14 protein-coding genes are annotated in these 16,756 nt (G+C 54.4%); 7 read left to right on the top strand and 7 right to left on the bottom strand.

The features are described 5' to 3' along the window. Nucleotides 1-152: 152 nt before the first annotated feature. Both C8R31_RS04350 and C8R31_RS04345 read right to left on the bottom strand, forming a co-directional pair. On the bottom strand, nt 153-1,139 hold the full coding sequence (locus tag C8R31_RS04350; RefSeq protein ID WP_107692865.1) for an NAD-dependent epimerase/dehydratase family protein: 987 nt from the start codon (nt 1,137-1,139) through the stop codon (nt 153-155). Further along, complete coding sequence (locus C8R31_RS04345; RefSeq protein WP_107692864.1) at nt 1,136-2,140, bottom strand: ketopantoate reductase family protein; 1,005 nt, start codon at nt 2,138-2,140, stop codon at nt 1,136-1,138. Before C8R31_RS04345 ends, C8R31_RS04350 begins: the two co-directional genes overlap by 4 nt. 966 nt (nt 2,141-3,106) lie before the next feature. Here C8R31_RS04345 and C8R31_RS04340 point away from each other — a divergent pair. Next, complete coding sequence (locus C8R31_RS04340) at nt 3,107-4,321, top strand: DUF2252 family protein (RefSeq protein ID WP_107692863.1); 1,215 nt, start codon at nt 3,107-3,109, stop codon at nt 4,319-4,321. A 547-nt stretch (nt 4,322-4,868) separates the two neighbouring features. Here the strand turns inward: C8R31_RS04340 and C8R31_RS04335 are convergent. After that, entirely contained in the window at nt 4,869-5,081 is a 213-nt protein-coding gene (locus tag C8R31_RS04335) for a hypothetical protein (protein ID WP_107692862.1), read from the bottom strand. A gap of 723 nt (nt 5,082-5,804) precedes the next feature. On the opposite strand from C8R31_RS04335, the gene chrA reads away from it, so the two are divergent. The 3 genes from chrA to C8R31_RS04320 all read left to right on the top strand — a co-directional run bounded on the left by chrA (nt 5,805) and on the right by C8R31_RS04320 (nt 9,203). After that, complete coding sequence (gene chrA / locus C8R31_RS04330; protein ID WP_375136114.1) at nt 5,805-7,196, top strand: chromate efflux transporter; 1,392 nt, start codon at nt 5,805-5,807, stop codon at nt 7,194-7,196. Nucleotides 7,197-7,520: 324 nt separating this feature from the next. After that, entirely contained in the window at nt 7,521-8,849 is a 1,329-nt protein-coding gene (msrA, locus tag C8R31_RS04325) for a peptide-methionine (S)-S-oxide reductase MsrA (protein WP_258192541.1), read from the top strand. A 93-nt stretch (nt 8,850-8,942) separates the two neighbouring features. After that, nucleotides 8,943-9,203 carry a DUF3309 family protein gene (locus C8R31_RS04320; protein WP_107692860.1) on the top strand — a complete coding sequence of 87 codons (261 nt, stop codon included), beginning with the start codon at nt 8,943-8,945 and terminating at the stop codon, nt 9,201-9,203. Here the strand turns inward: C8R31_RS04320 and C8R31_RS04315 are convergent. From C8R31_RS04315 to C8R31_RS04305, 3 genes are all read right to left on the bottom strand, one after another. Continuing rightward, nucleotides 9,149-9,553 carry a hypothetical protein gene (locus C8R31_RS04315; protein WP_107692859.1) on the bottom strand — a complete coding sequence of 135 codons (405 nt, stop codon included), beginning with the start codon at nt 9,551-9,553 and terminating at the stop codon, nt 9,149-9,151. The genes C8R31_RS04320 and C8R31_RS04315 overlap by 55 nt on opposite strands. Nucleotides 9,554-9,674: 121 nt before the next feature. Continuing rightward, on the bottom strand, nt 9,675-10,280 hold the full coding sequence (locus C8R31_RS04310) for a polysaccharide deacetylase family protein (RefSeq protein WP_107692858.1): 606 nt from the start codon (nt 10,278-10,280) through the stop codon (nt 9,675-9,677). Between the two features lie 448 nt (nt 10,281-10,728). After that, nucleotides 10,729-11,529, bottom strand: coding sequence for a polysaccharide deacetylase family protein (locus C8R31_RS04305; RefSeq protein ID WP_219907446.1), 801 nt, complete (start codon nt 11,527-11,529; stop codon nt 10,729-10,731). 294 nt (nt 11,530-11,823) lie between these two features. On the opposite strand from C8R31_RS04305, the gene C8R31_RS04300 reads away from it, so the two are divergent. Beyond that, a complete protein-coding gene (locus C8R31_RS04300) occupies nt 11,824-12,384 on the top strand; it encodes an NADPH-dependent FMN reductase (protein ID WP_107692857.1) in 561 nt (186 codons plus the stop codon). A gap of 124 nt (nt 12,385-12,508) precedes the next feature. Beyond that, on the top strand, nt 12,509-12,820 hold the full coding sequence (locus C8R31_RS04295) for a hypothetical protein (RefSeq protein WP_107692856.1): 312 nt from the start codon (nt 12,509-12,511) through the stop codon (nt 12,818-12,820). Here C8R31_RS04295 and C8R31_RS04290 read toward each other — a convergent pair. Beyond that, a complete protein-coding gene (locus C8R31_RS04290) occupies nt 12,809-13,999 on the bottom strand; it encodes a PEP-CTERM sorting domain-containing protein (protein WP_258192540.1) in 1,191 nt (396 codons plus the stop codon). The genes C8R31_RS04295 and C8R31_RS04290 overlap by 12 nt on opposite strands. A 378-nt stretch (nt 14,000-14,377) precedes the next feature. Here C8R31_RS04290 and C8R31_RS04285 point away from each other — a divergent pair, with 378 nt between their 5' ends. Continuing rightward, the gene (locus C8R31_RS04285; RefSeq protein WP_107692855.1) at nt 14,378-16,729 is read left to right on the top strand and encodes a S8 family peptidase; all 2,352 of its coding nucleotides are present in this window, start codon (nt 14,378-14,380) and stop codon (nt 16,727-16,729) included. Nucleotides 16,730-16,756 lie beyond the last annotated feature (27 nt).

The raw sequence follows: 16,756 nt of genomic DNA, 5'->3' as shown, positions 1-16,756 counted from the left end.
GTCCCGGCTGGTCTGGGATGATAATTTTCATATTCCAAAAATTTCCGGGAGCATTGGCGGAGTCAGCAGCCGCCTCCCACTCGAACCCTGTTAGTAGCCGCGTAGAAACCCTATGCACTTGCAACGCATCTTCCAGCCACGATTTTGCTGGTTTAGATCCAATGCTGCTTGCGGTACCAACTCACCGCATCCCTTGCAGATTCCTCTATGGGCCGCGGGGCCTCCAAACCAAGCTCGTCATAGGTCGCCGAAGGATCGAAGTGCATGGTACGTTTTGTCAGTCGCACACCCGTGACCGTCGCGCTAGGCATGCGATGTGAAATATGATCGGCCCACAACTCACTGAACCAACCAATCGCCAGCGCTACCGGATATGGAATCGTCCATCGTGGAGCGGGGCGATTCACAATGTCTCCAAGAATTTGAAGCCACTCGATTAACCGACAGTTATGTCCTGCGAGCAGATATCGAACGCCAGGTCTGCCCCGTTGCATTGCGCGCACCAATCCGACAGCCACGTCACGGACATCGATCAGGTTCAATTTACAATCCAGATAGACTGGAATTTTGCCCTGACAGAAGGCGACCGAGAGACGGGTGGGAGGCGTTTGATTTCTATCCCCTGGCCCCATAGGCAATGTTGGACTACATACAATGACCGGGGCGCCAGCTTCGGCAAGTTGGAACGCAGCCTGTTCCGCCTGAAATTTGCTCAAGCAATAAGGTCCGATCATGTCCTCTTCACCCAGGCGGACGGACTCAGCGGCTCCACCGCTGAACTCGTCCGATGTAAGAATACTTTCGGTGCTTACGTAGAGCACTCTACTCACACCGCTGTCGAGTGCGGCCCGCATGACATTGAGAGTACCTTTATGGTTGATTTCGTCAAATTCACAACGATTGCGTCGCCAAAGATTGGGATCAGCCGCAAGATGATAGACGCGGTCGCAACCGTGCATCATATTTCGCATCGCTCCGAAGTCTCGAATATCTGCGCGAACAAGTTCAATGCGTTCAAGGGGTAAATGATTTACTACCGCCTCAGGATGTTCAAGAACGCGGACAGGCTCGCCGCTGGCGAGCAGTTGATGCACGAGATGCGAACCGATAAACCCGCCGCCTCCGGTTATCAAATTCATTTTAAAACACCATTGGGGAGAGATGCGGCGAGATGACGAAGGTGCGTTCGTGTCTTGGCGAGCCGGTCGCGTGAGATTCGATCAACCAGATTGATAACGGCATTATTAATAGGGCAAGGAAAGGCTCCTGCAAGTCGAACAAGATGTCCGTTATAAGCATCAATTTCAGTCTGTCCGCTTCCCATATCCGGACTCATGGAACAATATGCCCCTCGCAAGGAAGGACGGAAGAACAACCCCATGATTTTGGGCAAGAGCGGTGTCCGCAATATACGCATTACGGTGTGGGGGTGAAATGGGCCAATCGTTTCAAGCGGCAGACCGGCGTGATGCAAGATTGCGTAGTTTTCTTTTAACAGAGCGAAGAATAGTTTTTGCGCGAGCGGATCAGTGAGGAGTTCTGCATTATCGACACCGGCGCTTGCCGCCAGCGGTGAAACAGCTGCGTTGTACATCAGTTTAGTTGCTTTGAATGGCCGAATATCAGAAACACACTTGACGGGAAATAGTTTGCTTTCAGTAAACGCGGAGGCGAGGGCGCTGATGTGTTCATGTTCGGCGCTAGTTGTCTTTCGCCGCGCGCCTATGTGCAAAGACCCCGCGCGGGTAATGCGAGCGCTCAGGCGATCACGCGGGCACTCAGAAACAAATGAAGCAATGGCTTCCGCAGGATGGTCACATTGCTCAAGTTCCATGTCATAGCCGTTTTGAATGGGTACCAACGCTTGAGTATTCGCGATTCGTTGCAGGACCGGCGCGTTATCGAATGTTTTCGTGCATAGCAACACCACCTTGTCCGTTGGCGGCACCCATTCATCAAAATGGATGAAGTGCGCCCCCTGAATGGGCTGGCCGTCGAGCGTCATTTCATCGCGGCGCCCAGCGGAGAGCTTCCGGGGGTTCGACTCGATCATGGTGACGTCCCAGCCAGCACGGATGAGGCATGCCGCTGCTGCAATGCCAATACCTCCGGCGCCAATAATATGGGCTGATGATTTCATATCGAAAGATGTTGACAATGGGAACGAGTAAGGCTTGCAGGGCAGGTTTGGAAGCGACGGTGGATTAGCATAACCGCGTCCACTCCTCCATCGAGGGAAGTTCGATATACGAACCACACGGCACCACACGGCACCACCCGCTATGACTGCCCTGCCCGGTCGACCGATGACGGCATGTTACTGGGCAACTTAACTTCGCTCTGTACGCTAGCAGACAAGACGAGTCTCCAATCAATCAGAGAACGGGTTGATTAGGCTGTGCAGGAAAATCAGGACACGTAAGGATAACAATTCCAGGCAGTTTCCCAGCTTCTTCCTGCACCTTTCCAGAGAGGTCTTTTGCAGAACCGTGGACTTGACTTCTTTTCATTGATCTCCTGATAAGGGGCAGGGGTCGTCTCAGAAAATGGATCGCAAAGTACTTTAAGGGTGCGGAATCCTGAGGGAAAGCGCTGGATTTGATATCCCAAGCTGTCTGGCCACATCTCTTGGCAGTGCGGCCATTGGTCCGCAGTTTCTGTGTGCCGGGACTTGAATGTCGCGTACCTGCAATGTGCTATACCGAACGGCACGAAGTCACAAAAAAGCATTAATCTGGTTTTTAAGCTGTCCTGCAGTAATCTGTTACACGAAATCAAAACGTATGCACTCAAGAGGAGATCGATTTTGAATAAAGATCAATTAAAAGGGTCGGATAAAGACTTCGCTGGAAAAATTTAAGAAGAAAAAAAAGCACAAAAGAATATATGGGATGCGAACGAAACGGTAAACGATGCATGCAGTGGATAAATCCTAACCCCTGCTCAATATTTCCCCCCTAACCCGCTTCGGCGGGCTTTGTTATCCGGATATGCGGATCAATTTCCTGCGAAAATCACCGCCACTGCAGGAACAATTATCGCAGCGGACCCTCTCACCTTTCCTTAATATTAATGGCGCTTGCCAGAGCGATAATTCAACCTGCACATGAAGAGTCCAGAATTCACGCCCCCTGCTCCTGGTGAGCGAAAAAACATTCTTTCCGAAATGCGCAATCGGAAAATGGCTAGATCACCTCATGCTTATGTACGAGGAAACACGGCCAAGTTTTACGAATGGCTGGAAGAGAAGACGATGCGATTTCCATCAGGCCCCGCCATTTGGATCTGCGGCGATTGTCACTTGGGGAACCTCGGACCCATCGCCAACCATGAAGGAGAAGTTGATATACAGATCAGGGATCTTGACCAGGCCGTCATCGGAAATCCGGCACACGACTTGATACGGCTCGGATTATCTCTTGCTTCGGTTGTACGGGGATCCGGCTTGCCGGGTGTTATCACCGCACAATTAATAGAACACTTAATGTCAGGTTATGAGCATGCATTCGATGAATCAGAATCGAAGCCCATAAAAAATCCAGCATCTATAAAAATCGCAAAAAGAAAAGCAACCAGGCGGACCTGGAAGGAGTTAGCCATTGAACGGCTGGAACTATCCTCTCCGCTTATTCCGCTAGGAAAAAACTTTTGGCCACTTTCTCGCGAGGAGAGAGCGGCGATCGAAAAATTATTTGAGCAAAAAACCATAACACACCTGGCGACTTCGCTAAATGTAATGGATGACAATTCGGTTATAAAGCTCCTCGATGCCGCATATTGGCAAAAAGGCTGCAGTTCGTTGGGAAACCTTCGCAATGCTGTGCTGCTCTATATAAAAAATGGTGCTTCCGATGAAAAAACGTTTTGCTTAATGGACATCAAGGAAGCAACGTTGCCGGTTGCGCCGAAGCAAGCGAGTCAATTGATACCGCGTGAACATGCTGATCGGGTTGTCACAGCCGCCCGGCATCTTTCGCCCTACCTCGGAGAAAGAATGGCGGCAGCTCGCCTCCTGGATACATCGGTGTTTCTAAGGGAGCTACTTCCCCAGGATATGAAAATTGAAGTAGACAGCTTGACGGAAGACGAAGCCAAGAAACTCGCAAGGTATTTGGCGGCGATTGTTGGAAGGGCACATCTGCGGCAGATGGATGTTTCAACCAAAAAACTGTGGTTTAGGGAACTTCAGAAAAATCGCTTCAAAACCTTGGATGCCCCTTCGTGGCTTTGGACCAGTATCGTGCATTTGATTACAAATCATGAAGGGCAGTACCTCGAGCATTGCCGAAAATACTCGGTGGGGAAGAACGAGCGCAACTGATTCAATACTATTTCTGATCATTCAAATTTGATCTGCATAAGTGGTTTACAGCCATTTCGAAGAATCGTCAACCTCTACCCCGCATTTGGTCGGGGAAAATCCTATCCATCAGGCTGCGGCAGGCCATGATGAGGCGGTTAATAATCGCTGGAGCCCACACTAGGAAGCTTGTGCAAGCACAGATTTTTAACTTATAGCTTGTTCAGATCCAGGCCCCGTCTTCTGCACTTTAAAAGGCAATCGTTCGCCGTACCTCGATCACTTGGCAATACTATAACTCTGCCCTGTAAAGATTAAAGGTGGCGTGAGGTTCAGACAGAGGTCTTGCATGCGGGAGGTTTATCCTGTGGTCGCGGGAGTGTTCTCGAGAGTATTGCTGTTGCGGGCGGTCTCTCCTGGCAAAAACCCCGCCCTTGAGATTGAGGGATACAAATCACCAAAAGGAGTAACTATGCAACGGAATCAGTTTTCCTTGGCGAACTGGCACGACCTCCGCGGCAAACATCTTCGTGTTACCTGCCTGCTCATGGTACGGATACCGACCAGTTTAATCCTCCCTTTTTGTAGCGCTATTTGTCGTGTCGTATAGTTGATTTATCACGTCAATCTCACTTTCCTCTTCGTTGGCAGTTTCGTCGGATTCGTAAAACTCCATCAGTCTTCGAAGTGTCTCGCTGCGATTTCGCTCCGGGTTGCCGTCATTGTGGCTCGCTTCGAGTACGGCCTCCACCGGCCGGTGCACGCTTTTTTCTTGAACCATAATTCGGAAGCCTATCGATTAAGGTAGTTTGGATCACCGATAGGTTTATAAGCAATATACATTCCCGCTCAAAAGAATGTATGGGATCAAAGTGTAAGAAGTATTTCCTGCCGAATTGTAAAAAGTTCCGACTAGGTTTTGCCCAGGAAGCTCGCGCAAAGCTGCTTATGTCGCCGTGTCTGGAGCAAAGCTAGGCGTTAGGATAGAAGGATATCAAACGTCACATTAAGCGCCAGCCCCAGTTTCCTAAGCCGAAATATTTTCTTGTGAGGAGTTTCCTGCAACTTCGTACTACGTAAGCTTTTCTGAAGTTTTGCATGGTCAAAATTCATTTTTCAGCACCTTCCATTTTTTTGATTACGGCGGTGGTGCGATGATGAAGGGTTGAAGAGGCTACACCTGTTCACTAGCAGACAGGCTGGCAAAGATTTCGCTTGATGGATTTTTCAGGAGTCCAAGATGGACGGGTGGGTCTAGAAGCTCGACCATGGTTTTAAATCAAAGTCCGCGCAATGATCGTCGCAGCAATATGATCGCCGCCCATGCGCCTTAGGATGTTCTCCTCAATATCGTTTATAAGTTACCGCGCGCATGTTGAACTTGCGTTTTTTGGCGAGAATAATTAGCATCGTTTATCGGGGATTTGGCAGCCTCCCCATTCAAGACGCTTGCGTCCAAGGCTTGCTCAAACCTTAGCGGGTAATTCCCGATAGAGGAGAGTGCTTGGACGTCCTGCGCGAAGGTAACAACGTACCCAATTCTGATACATCCCCTCCCGTTACGCTTGCGCAGGCCACTTTATACTGGCTAAAGCTCGGATTCATGAGTTTTGGTGGCCCTGCCGGGCAGATTGCGATCATGCACCAGGATTTGGTCGAGAAAAAACGCTGGATTTCAGAAAGCCGTTTTTTGCACGCCCTGAATTATTGCATGGTCCTGCCTGGCCCTGAAGCACAACAGCTGGCAACCTATATCGGCTGGCTCATGCATCGCACTGCAGGCGGTCTTATCGCCGGCACGTTCTTCGTATTGCCCTCTTTCTTCATTCTCGTGGGGCTGGCATGGGTATATATGGCTTACGGCTCGGTTCCCGCCGTTGCCGGCATGCTCTATGGCTTCAAACCCGCAGTGGTGGCCATTGTTCTATTCGCTGCTTACCGGATCGGATCGCGCGTGCTGAAAAATGGAGTGACATGGAGCATTGCCGCGCTCGCATTCCTGGCGGTCTTTATTTTGAAATTACCGTTTCCCTTTATCATTCTGGGGGCGGGTCTGATTGGCTATTTGGGCGGACGCATCACGCCGGGTCATTTCAGGATAGGCGGTGGACATGGTGACGCCAGAAAAGAATCTGCAAGTGCCTGGATAGATGACCATACACCCACGCCGGCCCATGCCTTGTTTAGCAGGACAAAGTTTATTCGAGTGGCCGCCGCAGGTCTTGCCATCTGGGGGACTGCTATGGGCGCTCTTTTCCTCGCCTTTGGCGGGAACAGCATATTTATCCAGATTGGCTGGTTCTTCACCAAGGCGGCCTTGCTTACTTTTGGTGGAGCATACGCCGTGCTGCCCTATATTTATCAAGGGGCAGTTGAGCATTACCAATGGTTGGCCCCCCATCAAATGATTGATGGGCTTGCATTGGGTGAAACCACACCCGGACCCCTCATCATGGTAGTAACCTTCGTCGGGTTCGTGGGTGGGTGGGTGAAGGCAGCTCTGGGTCCGGATGCGCTGTTTGCCTCAGCTTTTATCGCCTCTACCGTAGCCACTTTTTTTACCTTTCTGCCGAGTTTCATTTTTATCCTGCTAGGCGGTCCTTTTATAGAAACCACCCATGGGAATCTGAAACTTACAGCTCCACTTACTGGCATTACCGCCGCAGTCGTGGGTATTATCGTCAACCTCGCCCTGTTTTTCGCCTACCATGTTTTCTGGCCATCTGGCATGAGCGGTCCCCTTGATGTACTTTCCGTCATGCTTGCCGCTATCGCAATGATTGCTTTGTTTCGCTTCAAGGCAGGAGTCATTCCCGTCATTCTGGGATGTGGAATCATCGGTATGGCGCTGAATCTGCTAACTCCTGCAATTATTGCCTCGGGCTTGGCTTTTTAATCAGGGAGGAACTGCGATGTCTAATCCCGAACGTTTTCCAAAGAGAGGAAGCCTGAAGATTTTTTCGTTGTAGCCGGCCGGGAACGTATTTTCGCTGGAGGATTAACAGGCGTCTGTTCCCTCGCGGAGGCGGGTAGAACAAGCAACATGAATCGTACTCATCGATAAGATCGACGGGTGCACTAAGATAGGGCGTGTATTGGCATTATCTGTTTTAACGATAAGCGACAGAATTTTTTGAAGGATGGGTATTCTAAGTATTACAAAACAGGATCGAGATCTCACGATCGCGATTAATGGAGGTGCCATGAAATGAAGGCGGCCATGGCTATGGCAGCAGGGTTGAGCGTTATCACGGGAGCATATGCAATGGAGAAAATCACGACATTACATCCGGCGACGGAGTATATCGTTCTGGGCATGGGTTGCTTCTGGGGAGTGGAGAAGCGCATGGGTGAAATCCCCGGTGTTGTAGACGTGGAAAGCGGCTATGCGGGTGGCGATCTTCCCAGCGCCGGTTATCAGGACATCCTTAATCACGAAAGAGCGCTTCGCACCGGTAAAACTACAGCACGCAACCATGCGGAAGTGGTCAAGGTGATTTTCAATCCAGCCGAGGTAACCCTGGAAACAGTGTTAGCCAAATTTTGGGAGAACCATAACCCCACTCAAGGCGACCGCCAGGGGAACGATGTAGGCAGCAATTATCGCAGCGCTATCTATTACCATGACGCGAACCAGAAGGCTGCGGGACTTGCAACCCAGGCAGTTTATCAAAAAGCACTCAATGCTGCGGGTTACGGCAGGATCACCACCGAAATCTTGCCGCTGAAGAATTACATTACCGCTGAGGAATACCACCAGAACTATCTGAAAAAGAATCCCGATGGCTATTGCGGACTGGGGGGTATCGGAGTGAAATACCCCGATTCCGCCAAAAAAATTGGGCAGGCGGAGATATCCTCCATCTCCTCCGGTACCTCTGCGGACTCGGCAACGTCCAACCCCATAGCGCAGCCGCTGAAGAGCGGCGATCTGGACCTTGCTCGACAGTTGGTGGCATTCGAGGCCGAGCATTGCGAATTTTGCGAGCGCTTCGAAAAGGACATCATGAGTTCCTGGCAAGCGGAAGTGCCCATTGCAAGGACGCTGAACTCAAGTCCGCCCAGCGGCTGGACATTGGAGAAACCCTTGTTCGCGGCACCCACCATCGTGCTGTTCAAGAACGGCAAGGAAGTCGCCCGCTACACGGGATACAACGGCGAGAAATCCAATTTCTGGAAATGGCTGGGCTTTCAGCTACTGTCGCCCGAGCAGCAGAAAATCGCCTTCACGCAAGGCACCGAGCCTCCTTTTACCGCATCCAATCTGGATGAAAAGCGTCCTGGGAGATTTGTCGACCCCGTCACAGGCGCAACGCTGTTTTACAGCAATACCAAATTTGACAGTGGAACAGGGTGGCCCAGTTTCTTCGATCCCGTGGAAGGGGCCATCACCCTGCACGAAGACAACTCGCACGGCATGAGGCGGATCGAAGTGCGTAGCGCAAGCTCGGGCATTCATCTCGGCCATCTATTCAACGACGGGCCACCGCCGAGCCACAAGCGCTATTGCATCAATGGAAACGTCCTGAAATTCGTCGCCGACCGTTAAGTCCGAACGGGCCATATAACCAAGGCAACGGAAACGAGGTTTGTCTTTGTATCCAGCTCCGAGTCCTCCACGCCCGTTCCCAGTGCTTGCGCTGTGGGCGTCACTCCGACCTGGGGCTATAGCAGCAACTGGGGTTATGGTCCTCCAAGTGGCGGCCTTGGTCTTTTGCTGTCGGGGGCAAGCCGGCGCAGTCAGCGGCTGGGGCGCGGTGGGCATCGGGGGCCGGCACGGGCAAGGCGAGGGATAGCGGGGTGCGGAAAAAAGACAAAATGCGGTTCAAGCGCAAAACTGAGTCTCTTTTACCGGACCATTATGCACTGGCCCATCTCCAGCGCCAGCCCTTCGCTTCCATAGCCCCAGACGGCGATAAATCTTGCTGCTTCTCCTTCCCCCGGCACAGGTTTAGCCTTATTGCTGGCTTTGATTGTCAGAGAAACAATGATGGGTTCATTTCCGGGGTGAGCCACGGGCATTAACGGCCCGATTGCCGTGAACGTCCCGGTCGCGGTGTTGGCAAACACGGTCGCATTGCCTGCATAGCAGTTCGTCCATAAACACGCGGCTAGCTCATGGTTTTCCGGTCGATAAGTGAACGACTCCGCATGCGAGAAATCGTTATTCATGGTTTCGCAGCCCGCCGCCGTGCATTCATGCTTGATATCCGGAGTGCAGCGATATTCCGAAATCACGGCCGGTGAGCCCATCGCCGGGCTCAGGAGCAACGTTGTCGCCGAGCCCGAACACAACGCCGAACACAAAGCCCGGCGCAGCCAGCACGGCCGAATGCAGCCGTTTAGGAGTCCCGGCGGATCGTCGCGGCAACTCTCACGAGTTCTCGGGGTCCACAATCTCGAATCCCCATTCCCTCAACTGGGCAATGAAAGAAGACAGGCCCCTGGCTGTTCCTCTTTGCACATGCATGAGGACATTGAACAGGAGTTTACGCGACTGTTGCGTGAACTGGCTCTCGATCATTGAAATCTTCTCCGCGCCCAACCCCTGGGGCGTCTTCCAGTCCTCGGTATCAATATCCCAGGTGACGATAGTCAGCGAGAGTTCTTCGGCGACCTCGGCCAATTCGGGATCAATGTGGCCGCGAAACCCACCCCCACCATACGGGGGCCGGACTTTCGTCGGAATTACTCCTGTGGCATCGACAATAACAGCCTGAGTATCCTTCAGCTCCAGTCTCACGTTCTGCGCTGGCGCTCTTGCCAGGTCAGCATGGCTCCAGGAATGGTTCTGGATGGAATGCCCCTCGCGCACAATCATTCTCGCCGCGTCAGGATACTGCTCCACCTCGCTCCCAAGTACATAAAACTCTGCCTTGATTTCGTTCAGACGCAGCGTTTCGAGGATACTTTCAAGCGCGCTCAATGGGGCGGGTCCATCATCGAACGATAGTACGACCGATTTGCCATCACCCAGCATGTTTCGCCCTCTGCAATAAAGTCAACGATCAACTATTACCCTGGTTACCACAGACCGCATCGGCATTCAGGCGAACGTAACGGCGGTTCTGCCATCCGTCGCCGGGCACTTAAAATTGCCGTGAACGTCGCCATCGCTGAATCCCGCGAACACGGTTGCCCTTGTTGCCTTACAGCAGTTCGCCGATAAGCAGGCGGATAACTCGAGCTGTTCGGCCCATAAGCGAACGGCCCGGAATGCTGAAATGCGTTATTCATGGTTTCGCGCCCGGTCGCAGTACGCTCATGCTTGATATCGGGGCTCGGCGATATTCTGAAATCGCGGACGCAAGGACGATCACCGGGCCCAGGAGCAACGCTGCCGCAGCCCCCGGGTGCAACTTCCCGCTCAACCAGTGTGGGCGAAGCAGACCGCCAATAGCCTGGCGGTCCCCGTTCGAAAGCCGCTGTCAGAAGATTTCAGGTTCCCCAAACGTGAATCCCCATTCCGACAACTGCTCGATGAACGCGGGGAGTTGCGCCGCTGTCCCTTCGTTCACATGCACGAGGATGTCGTACTCGGTTTTGTCAGGTTGTTGGAGGAACTGGTTCTCGATATCCGAATACTTTTCAGGGCCCGGGCCCTGCGGCAGCAACGTGTCCCTTGAATCGATATCCCAGGTCACGATGCTAAGATCGAGTTCCTTGGCCACAGCGGCCAATTCCGGATCGATGTTGCCCTCAAAGCCCCCGGCTCCAAATGGCGGACGAACTTTCGTCGCGGTTACCCCGGTGACATCTTCAATGACATCCTGCGTTTGTGACAGCTCCAGCCTCACCTGCTCCTCGCTCGCAGTGGCCAGGTTAACGTGACTCCAGGAATGGTTTTGAATTTCATGCCCTTCGCGCACGATCATTTTCGTTTTTTGGGGATTCTCCTCCACCTCGCTGCCGATGACGAAAAACTCGGCTTTTATGTCTTCACGGTGCAGCGTCTTCAGAATATCTTTAAGCGCTCCTATAGGCGCGGGCCCGTCATCGAACGTCAGCACGACCGTTTTGCCGTCACCCAGTTTGCCATCACCCCCGTTGCCATCATCCCCTTTGTCATCATGCCGTTTGTCATCATGCCGTTTGTCATCACCCCGTTTGTCGTCACCCCATTTGTGGTCACCCCGTTTGTCGTCATCCCGTTTGTCATCATCCCGTTTGGCATCATCCCGTTTGGCATCATTCCGTTTGGCATCATCCCGTTTGTTATTGTTGCTCATGTTTCCTCCACTCAGAAAAAGTCTACAATGAATGCTACTTAAGAGTCAGGCATCCCTGAAGTCTTTGAGGCAAGCCTGACCGACTTTTCCCTCTTTGTTGTTGGGCACTCCGGCCCATTTTGCTCTATAAAGGACATGTGCAGGCGTAGTGCCATCCCTGCGGTGCTACGCTTTAATTTCTAGACCAACTCAAACAGATAGTCAAGGTTGGCGATTTCGCACCCGACGCTATCGTAAGGTAAGCTGGTCCGCTGGACTCTCTGCATTATTTTGCAATTACCAAAAGGAGACGACATGAGTGATTATCGAGTTGGCGTAGTGGTAGGCAGCCTTCGCCGTGATTCCTTCAACCGCCATCTGGCTGAAGCCATTGTGAAACTGGCGCCGCCGGAGTTCTCGTTCAGGCAATTGCAGATTAGCGGCCTGCCGCTCTACAATCAGGATGACGATGCCACCCCCGCCGAACCGGTCAGGCGCCTGAAAACGGAAATCGCAGATTCGGATGCCATCTTGTTCGTCACCCCGGAATACAACCGGTCAATGCCCGGCGTCCTGAAAAACGCGCTCGACCATGCCTCGCGGCCCTACGGCCAGAGCGCCTGGGCGGGCAAGCCGGCGGGCGTTATCGGAACTTCGCCCGGTTCCATTGGGACTGCCATCGCGCAACAGCATCTGCGAAACTCGCTCGCCTATCTGGATATGCCGACGCTGGGGCAACCCGAAGCTTTCATTCAGGCAACAGAAGGGTTGTTTGACGGGGCCGGGAATATCGGCAATGAAGATAGCAGGAAATTCCTCCAGAACTGGATGGACCGTTACGTGGCCTGGGTAAAGAAACACGTCGACAAGCACTGAATTTCCGCCGTTGCGACGGTGGTCCCGGCTGGCAAGACAAGAAACGGGCTGGGCGCCTGCTTATCGCGGCGGTAGGGGAGCAACTGATCGACAACGGGCAAGGCTATAAACAAAGGAGATCGATATGGAATCGGGACCTATTACCAATACGGCAGACCTCATACATACTGATGATCTGTTCGCGCGTATCAAGTGGCTGGAACAGGAATTGAATTACCGCTGTACCGACGAGTACTCCGAAGAATTAAAGGCCCTCAAGTCCCTGGCGAGAAACGTCGAAAACATCACCTCGGAACACACCTACCAGCGCAGCGCGGAACTTATCCGCGACGGTTACCTGCCGGAATACAGAAAAGGCCTGGACGAGGCAGCGAGAGGTAACGCGAAGTTCAGTTCGGTCGATTTCGATGGCGTGACGTACTGGCTACGCCATTGAAGCCCAACGGCCATTAGAGCGGCGATTCGAGCCCGACTTCCTGCTGGCCACGACGCCGAGCAGGACAAGCCCGGCAAGCATCAGGGCATAGGTGGCGGGTTCGGGAATAATCGCAGCGGTGGCAACCAGCTGCCCCATATTATTAATGCCCCCCGCTTCAGTCAGGATTACTCCATCCGGCAGGTGCACCAGCGTATTGAGATCGGTCATTCCTACCCCATTGGCGCCGGTTATAAAAGGGTGCGTCACCCCCGGCGTGCCGTCAAAAAAAGAATCTCCCACTACCTGCCCGGCATCGTTGACGGCCTTTGCGAAACTGAAATTACCGCCGAGCGTCCCCAGGTCGGTCATGCCGACGCCATCGGGACCCGTAATGAAAGCATGGCGATCCCCTCCGGTCGTATCGGAAAACCCCACCACCCGACCGGCGCCGTTTATCCCGAGCGCGGAGCTGAACCCGCCACCAAGGGTGCCAAGGTCGGTCATGCCGGCGCCGTTCGCGCCTGTGATGTACGCATGGCTATTGCCGGTTGCCGTGCTGGAATACCCTACCGCGCGCCCGGCAGCGTTGATGCCAAACGCATAGGTTTCCGCTCCCCCGAGCGTTCCGAGATCAGTCATGCCCACCCCGTTGAGGCCGGTGATGAAACCATGCCTGCCCCCTGAGCTTGTATCGGAATATCCCACGACCTGTCCGGAGGCGTTGATTGCCTGAGCAGCGCTATACGGCCCACCCAGCGTCCCGAGGTCGGTCATGCCCGCCCCGTTGGCCCCGGTGATAAAGGCGTGGGAACTGCCTTCCCCCACTGTATCGGACCATCCAACCACCCGGCCGGCGCTATTGATTCCTTCAGCCACACGGTTCCGCCCCCCCAGCGTGCCAAGATCAGTTATCCCCGCCCCGTCGGGTCCGGTTATAAAAGCATGCTGATCACGCCCTGCTGTGACGCTATAGCCGATCACCTGTCCCAGATCGTTGACTCCGCGGGCAAAGGTGTCTCTTCCGGGAAAAACAATCTCGGTAGCTTGCCAACTGTTCGTATCAATGAGGTAAGAGGTCGTCCGTGCCGTTTGGGCAAAGGCTGCCGACCCCATGGTCAGGCCAACGGTCAGGCCGGCACCCAGCAGTGCCGCGAGAGCAGTCTTGCGAATTTTTAACCCGTAATCGATTGAGTTCATGTGAAAGGCCCCAGCTAAAGTAAGATGCGGTTAGAGACCGAAAGACAGTTCATTAACGATGGAGCGGCCTGCACGGATACATGAAAGCACGCATTCATGCCTCAGACTAGTTCACACACACGATTTGTCAAGCGGAATAGCAAATGAAATAGCGGGGAGATGGGCGACAGGCCGGCCTTCCTGCAGATCAAGTGAGCACTGAATAAATGCAACAGCGCAAAATGGATATTCATTTTCTCCGTAACCGGCAACGTCCGGGATAGCTGTCGCGCTATCGAAAATAGCGAACAGACTACGTTTTAGGGCTGTTCTCACTCGCGCAACACGGCAATTCTGTGCTATACATTATTCATAACAATCAACAAGGGGAGTTCGATAATGGCGACGAATGAAGGCGAAAGCTCTGGCGTGCCCGGGACTGAACAAGCGCGACCCGGCCCGGGATTTCGCCGACGGGTGGTGGTGAAATTCAAGGAACATGTCCAGTTACCCCGCGAGGACACGGCCCGAGCGTTGGAAAGCATGGGGGCGGGTCCATGGAACGCGCTGGCAGCCCAGTTCGAGGGGATCACGCTTGAACCCCTCCTCTCCATTCAGCCTGAGCAGTTTGCCGCGCTGGCCGAGCGGGCGCGGGCGCTGGATCCGTCCTTCCGCGCCGCGAACCTCGGTGCTTATTTCGCGGTGAATCTGCCACTTGGAACGAATGCTGAAGAGCTGGTGAGGGCGCTGCTGCAATGGGATTCAGTCGCCATTGCCTATGTCGAACCGCCGCCCGTCGAGCCTCCGCTTGTAAACCCCGCGGACGATCCCCGCTTCGCCAACCAGGGATACCTCGACCCCGCTCCGGACGGCATCGACGCAGAGTACGCCTGGAACTTTCCCGGCGGGGATGGCGCAGGACAGGCGCTGGTGGATATGGAATGGGGTTGGACCTTCAACCATGAAGATCTGGCGGCGCATGGCATCACGCTTATCTCGGGGCTGAATCACTCCTATTTCTTCCACGGGAGCGGCGTGCTGGGAGAAATCGCGGCAGCGGACAATGCCCTTGGATGCGTGGGCATCACGCCCGCGCTGGCATCCATCCGCTGCGTGGGCCAGCATCGGGACGGCGGCGGCTACAGCACGGCGCAGCCAATACTCGACGCGATCGCCGTCATGCAATTTGGCGACGTGCTGCTGCTGGAAGCGCAAACGAACCTGTTCGGCTACAACCTCGTTCCGGTCGAGATTGAGCCGGCGGTTTTCGATGTGATTCAGCTCGCAACCTCCCTCGGTATCGTAGTGGTGGAGGCGGGAGGCAACGGCGGCGTCGACCTGGATACCGTGGTCAATCCCGGCGGCCAGCAGATATTCAATCGCGCCAGCCCCGATTTTCTGGATTCAGGGGCCATCATAGTAGGGGCGGCGAGCGCCACCGCGCCGCATGCCCGGCTCGGCTTTTCCTGCCACGGCAGCCGGATAGACTGTTATGGATGGGGCGAGAGCGTGGATACCCTCTCTTCCGACGCCACCAACACCGCAACCAACCTCTATACCACCGGGTTCAACGGCACCTCCAGCGCCTCGCCCATCGTCACGGGCGCGGCCCTTGCAGTTCAGGGCCTGATGCAGGCGGCCAGCGGCGGCCGACTGGCGCCATGGCAACTGCGCATGATTCTCTCCGACCCCGCAAACGGGACCTCATCCCAAAACCCAGCCGTGGACCGCATTGGCGTCATGCCCAACTTGCGCGCCATCATCGATGGCATGGTGCTCAATCTGTCGCCCGATATTTATCTGCGCGACTTTGTGGGCGATAACGGCGACCCCCACTTGGGCGCCATTGCGTCGAGCCCCGACATCATTCTGCGCCAGACGCCCGTGGCAGACCCTCAGGCGGCTTTCGGCGCGGGCAGCGGCACCGAGAACGATGTGACGCTGGGCTACGAGGCTGAAAGCGGGCAGGATAATTTCGTTTACGTGCGCGTGCGCAACCGCGGCGGCACGGCGGCCTCCAACGTAACCGCCACCGTCTATTGGGCGCCACCGTCAACGCTGCTTACCCCTGACCTGTGGACCCTGTTGGGAGCAACAACGCTGCCAAGCGTGCCAACCGGCGACTTGCTGACCGTCTCAAGCGCCATCACCTGGCCAGCGGCGGCCATCCCTGGCCCAGGGCATTATTGCTTTATCAGCATCCTCAACACCCCGCGCGATCCCGGCCCCACGCCAGCCGATTTAATGGTCTGGAATAACTTCACCACCTTCATCCGCAACAATAACAATGTCACATGGCGCAATTTCAACGTGGTTGATAACGTCCCGCCTCCGCGTGCCGAGCCCCCCGGTTATGTGGCCCTGCCGTTCATGGCCGCGGGTGCGCCTGACATGGCCCGCCGCATGCAGCTTGAGATTGTGTCGCGGCTTCCGGCCGGTTCGGAAATCATGCTCGAATTGCCTCCGGAGTTCGCTGAACGGCTGCGCGTATGCCCGCATCACATCGCTTCCGCCGCCTATCCCAGGCCCGACTCTCAGCGCGTGGTTCACATTGTCATGAATCCCTGCGGACGCGTAAGTTTTCCGCCGATCGCCTTCCCCGCCAAGGCGCGGATTCCGCTACGGTTGCTGGTGAAAATACCCGAGCCCATGCGGAAGCATGAGTTCGAGCTGTTTGCCCGGCAGACTTATGAAGGCGAGGAAGTCGGGCGAGTAACGTGGCGACTCGCACCGCCGCGAAAACCAATGTAAGAGCACCGTTTACGCCGGGTTCATTTT

Origin of the sequence: Nitrosospira sp. Nsp2 (genome assembly GCF_003050965.1) — a bacterium.
Classification (GTDB): domain Bacteria; phylum Pseudomonadota; class Gammaproteobacteria; order Burkholderiales; family Nitrosomonadaceae; genus Nitrosospira.
The sequence above is the reverse complement of the archived record's forward strand: the minus strand, read 5'-3'. Positions and strand labels throughout refer to the sequence as shown.

Bases quoted from the DNA above. Each gene is read 5' to 3' on its own strand.
- C8R31_RS04350 (WP_107692865.1), bottom strand. From the start codon at position 1,139: ATGAATTTGATAACCGGAGGCGGCGGGTTTATCGGTTCGCATCTCGTG.
- C8R31_RS04345 (WP_107692864.1), bottom strand. From the start codon at position 2,140: ATGAAATCATCAGCCCATATTATTGGCGCCGGAGGTATTGGCATTGCA.
- C8R31_RS04340 (WP_107692863.1), top strand. From the start codon at position 3,107: ATGAAGAGTCCAGAATTCACGCCCCCTGCTCCTGGTGAGCGAAAAAAC.
- C8R31_RS04335 (WP_107692862.1), bottom strand. From the start codon at position 5,081: ATGGTTCAAGAAAAAAGCGTGCACCGGCCGGTGGAGGCCGTACTCGAA.
- msrA (WP_258192541.1), top strand. From the start codon at position 7,521: ATGGCTATGGCAGCAGGGTTGAGCGTTATCACGGGAGCATATGCAATG.
- C8R31_RS04315 (WP_107692859.1), bottom strand. From the start codon at position 9,553: ATGGGCTCACCGGCCGTGATTTCGGAATATCGCTGCACTCCGGATATC.
- C8R31_RS04310 (WP_107692858.1), bottom strand. From the start codon at position 10,280: ATGCTGGGTGATGGCAAATCGGTCGTACTATCGTTCGATGATGGACCC.
- C8R31_RS04305 (WP_219907446.1), bottom strand. From the start codon at position 11,529: ATGAGCAACAATAACAAACGGGATGATGCCAAACGGAATGATGCCAAA.
- C8R31_RS04300 (WP_107692857.1), top strand. From the start codon at position 11,824: ATGAGTGATTATCGAGTTGGCGTAGTGGTAGGCAGCCTTCGCCGTGAT.
- C8R31_RS04295 (WP_107692856.1), top strand. From the start codon at position 12,509: ATGGAATCGGGACCTATTACCAATACGGCAGACCTCATACATACTGAT.
- C8R31_RS04290 (WP_258192540.1), bottom strand. From the start codon at position 13,999: ATGAACTCAATCGATTACGGGTTAAAAATTCGCAAGACTGCTCTCGCG.
- C8R31_RS04285 (WP_107692855.1), top strand. From the start codon at position 14,378: ATGGCGACGAATGAAGGCGAAAGCTCTGGCGTGCCCGGGACTGAACAA.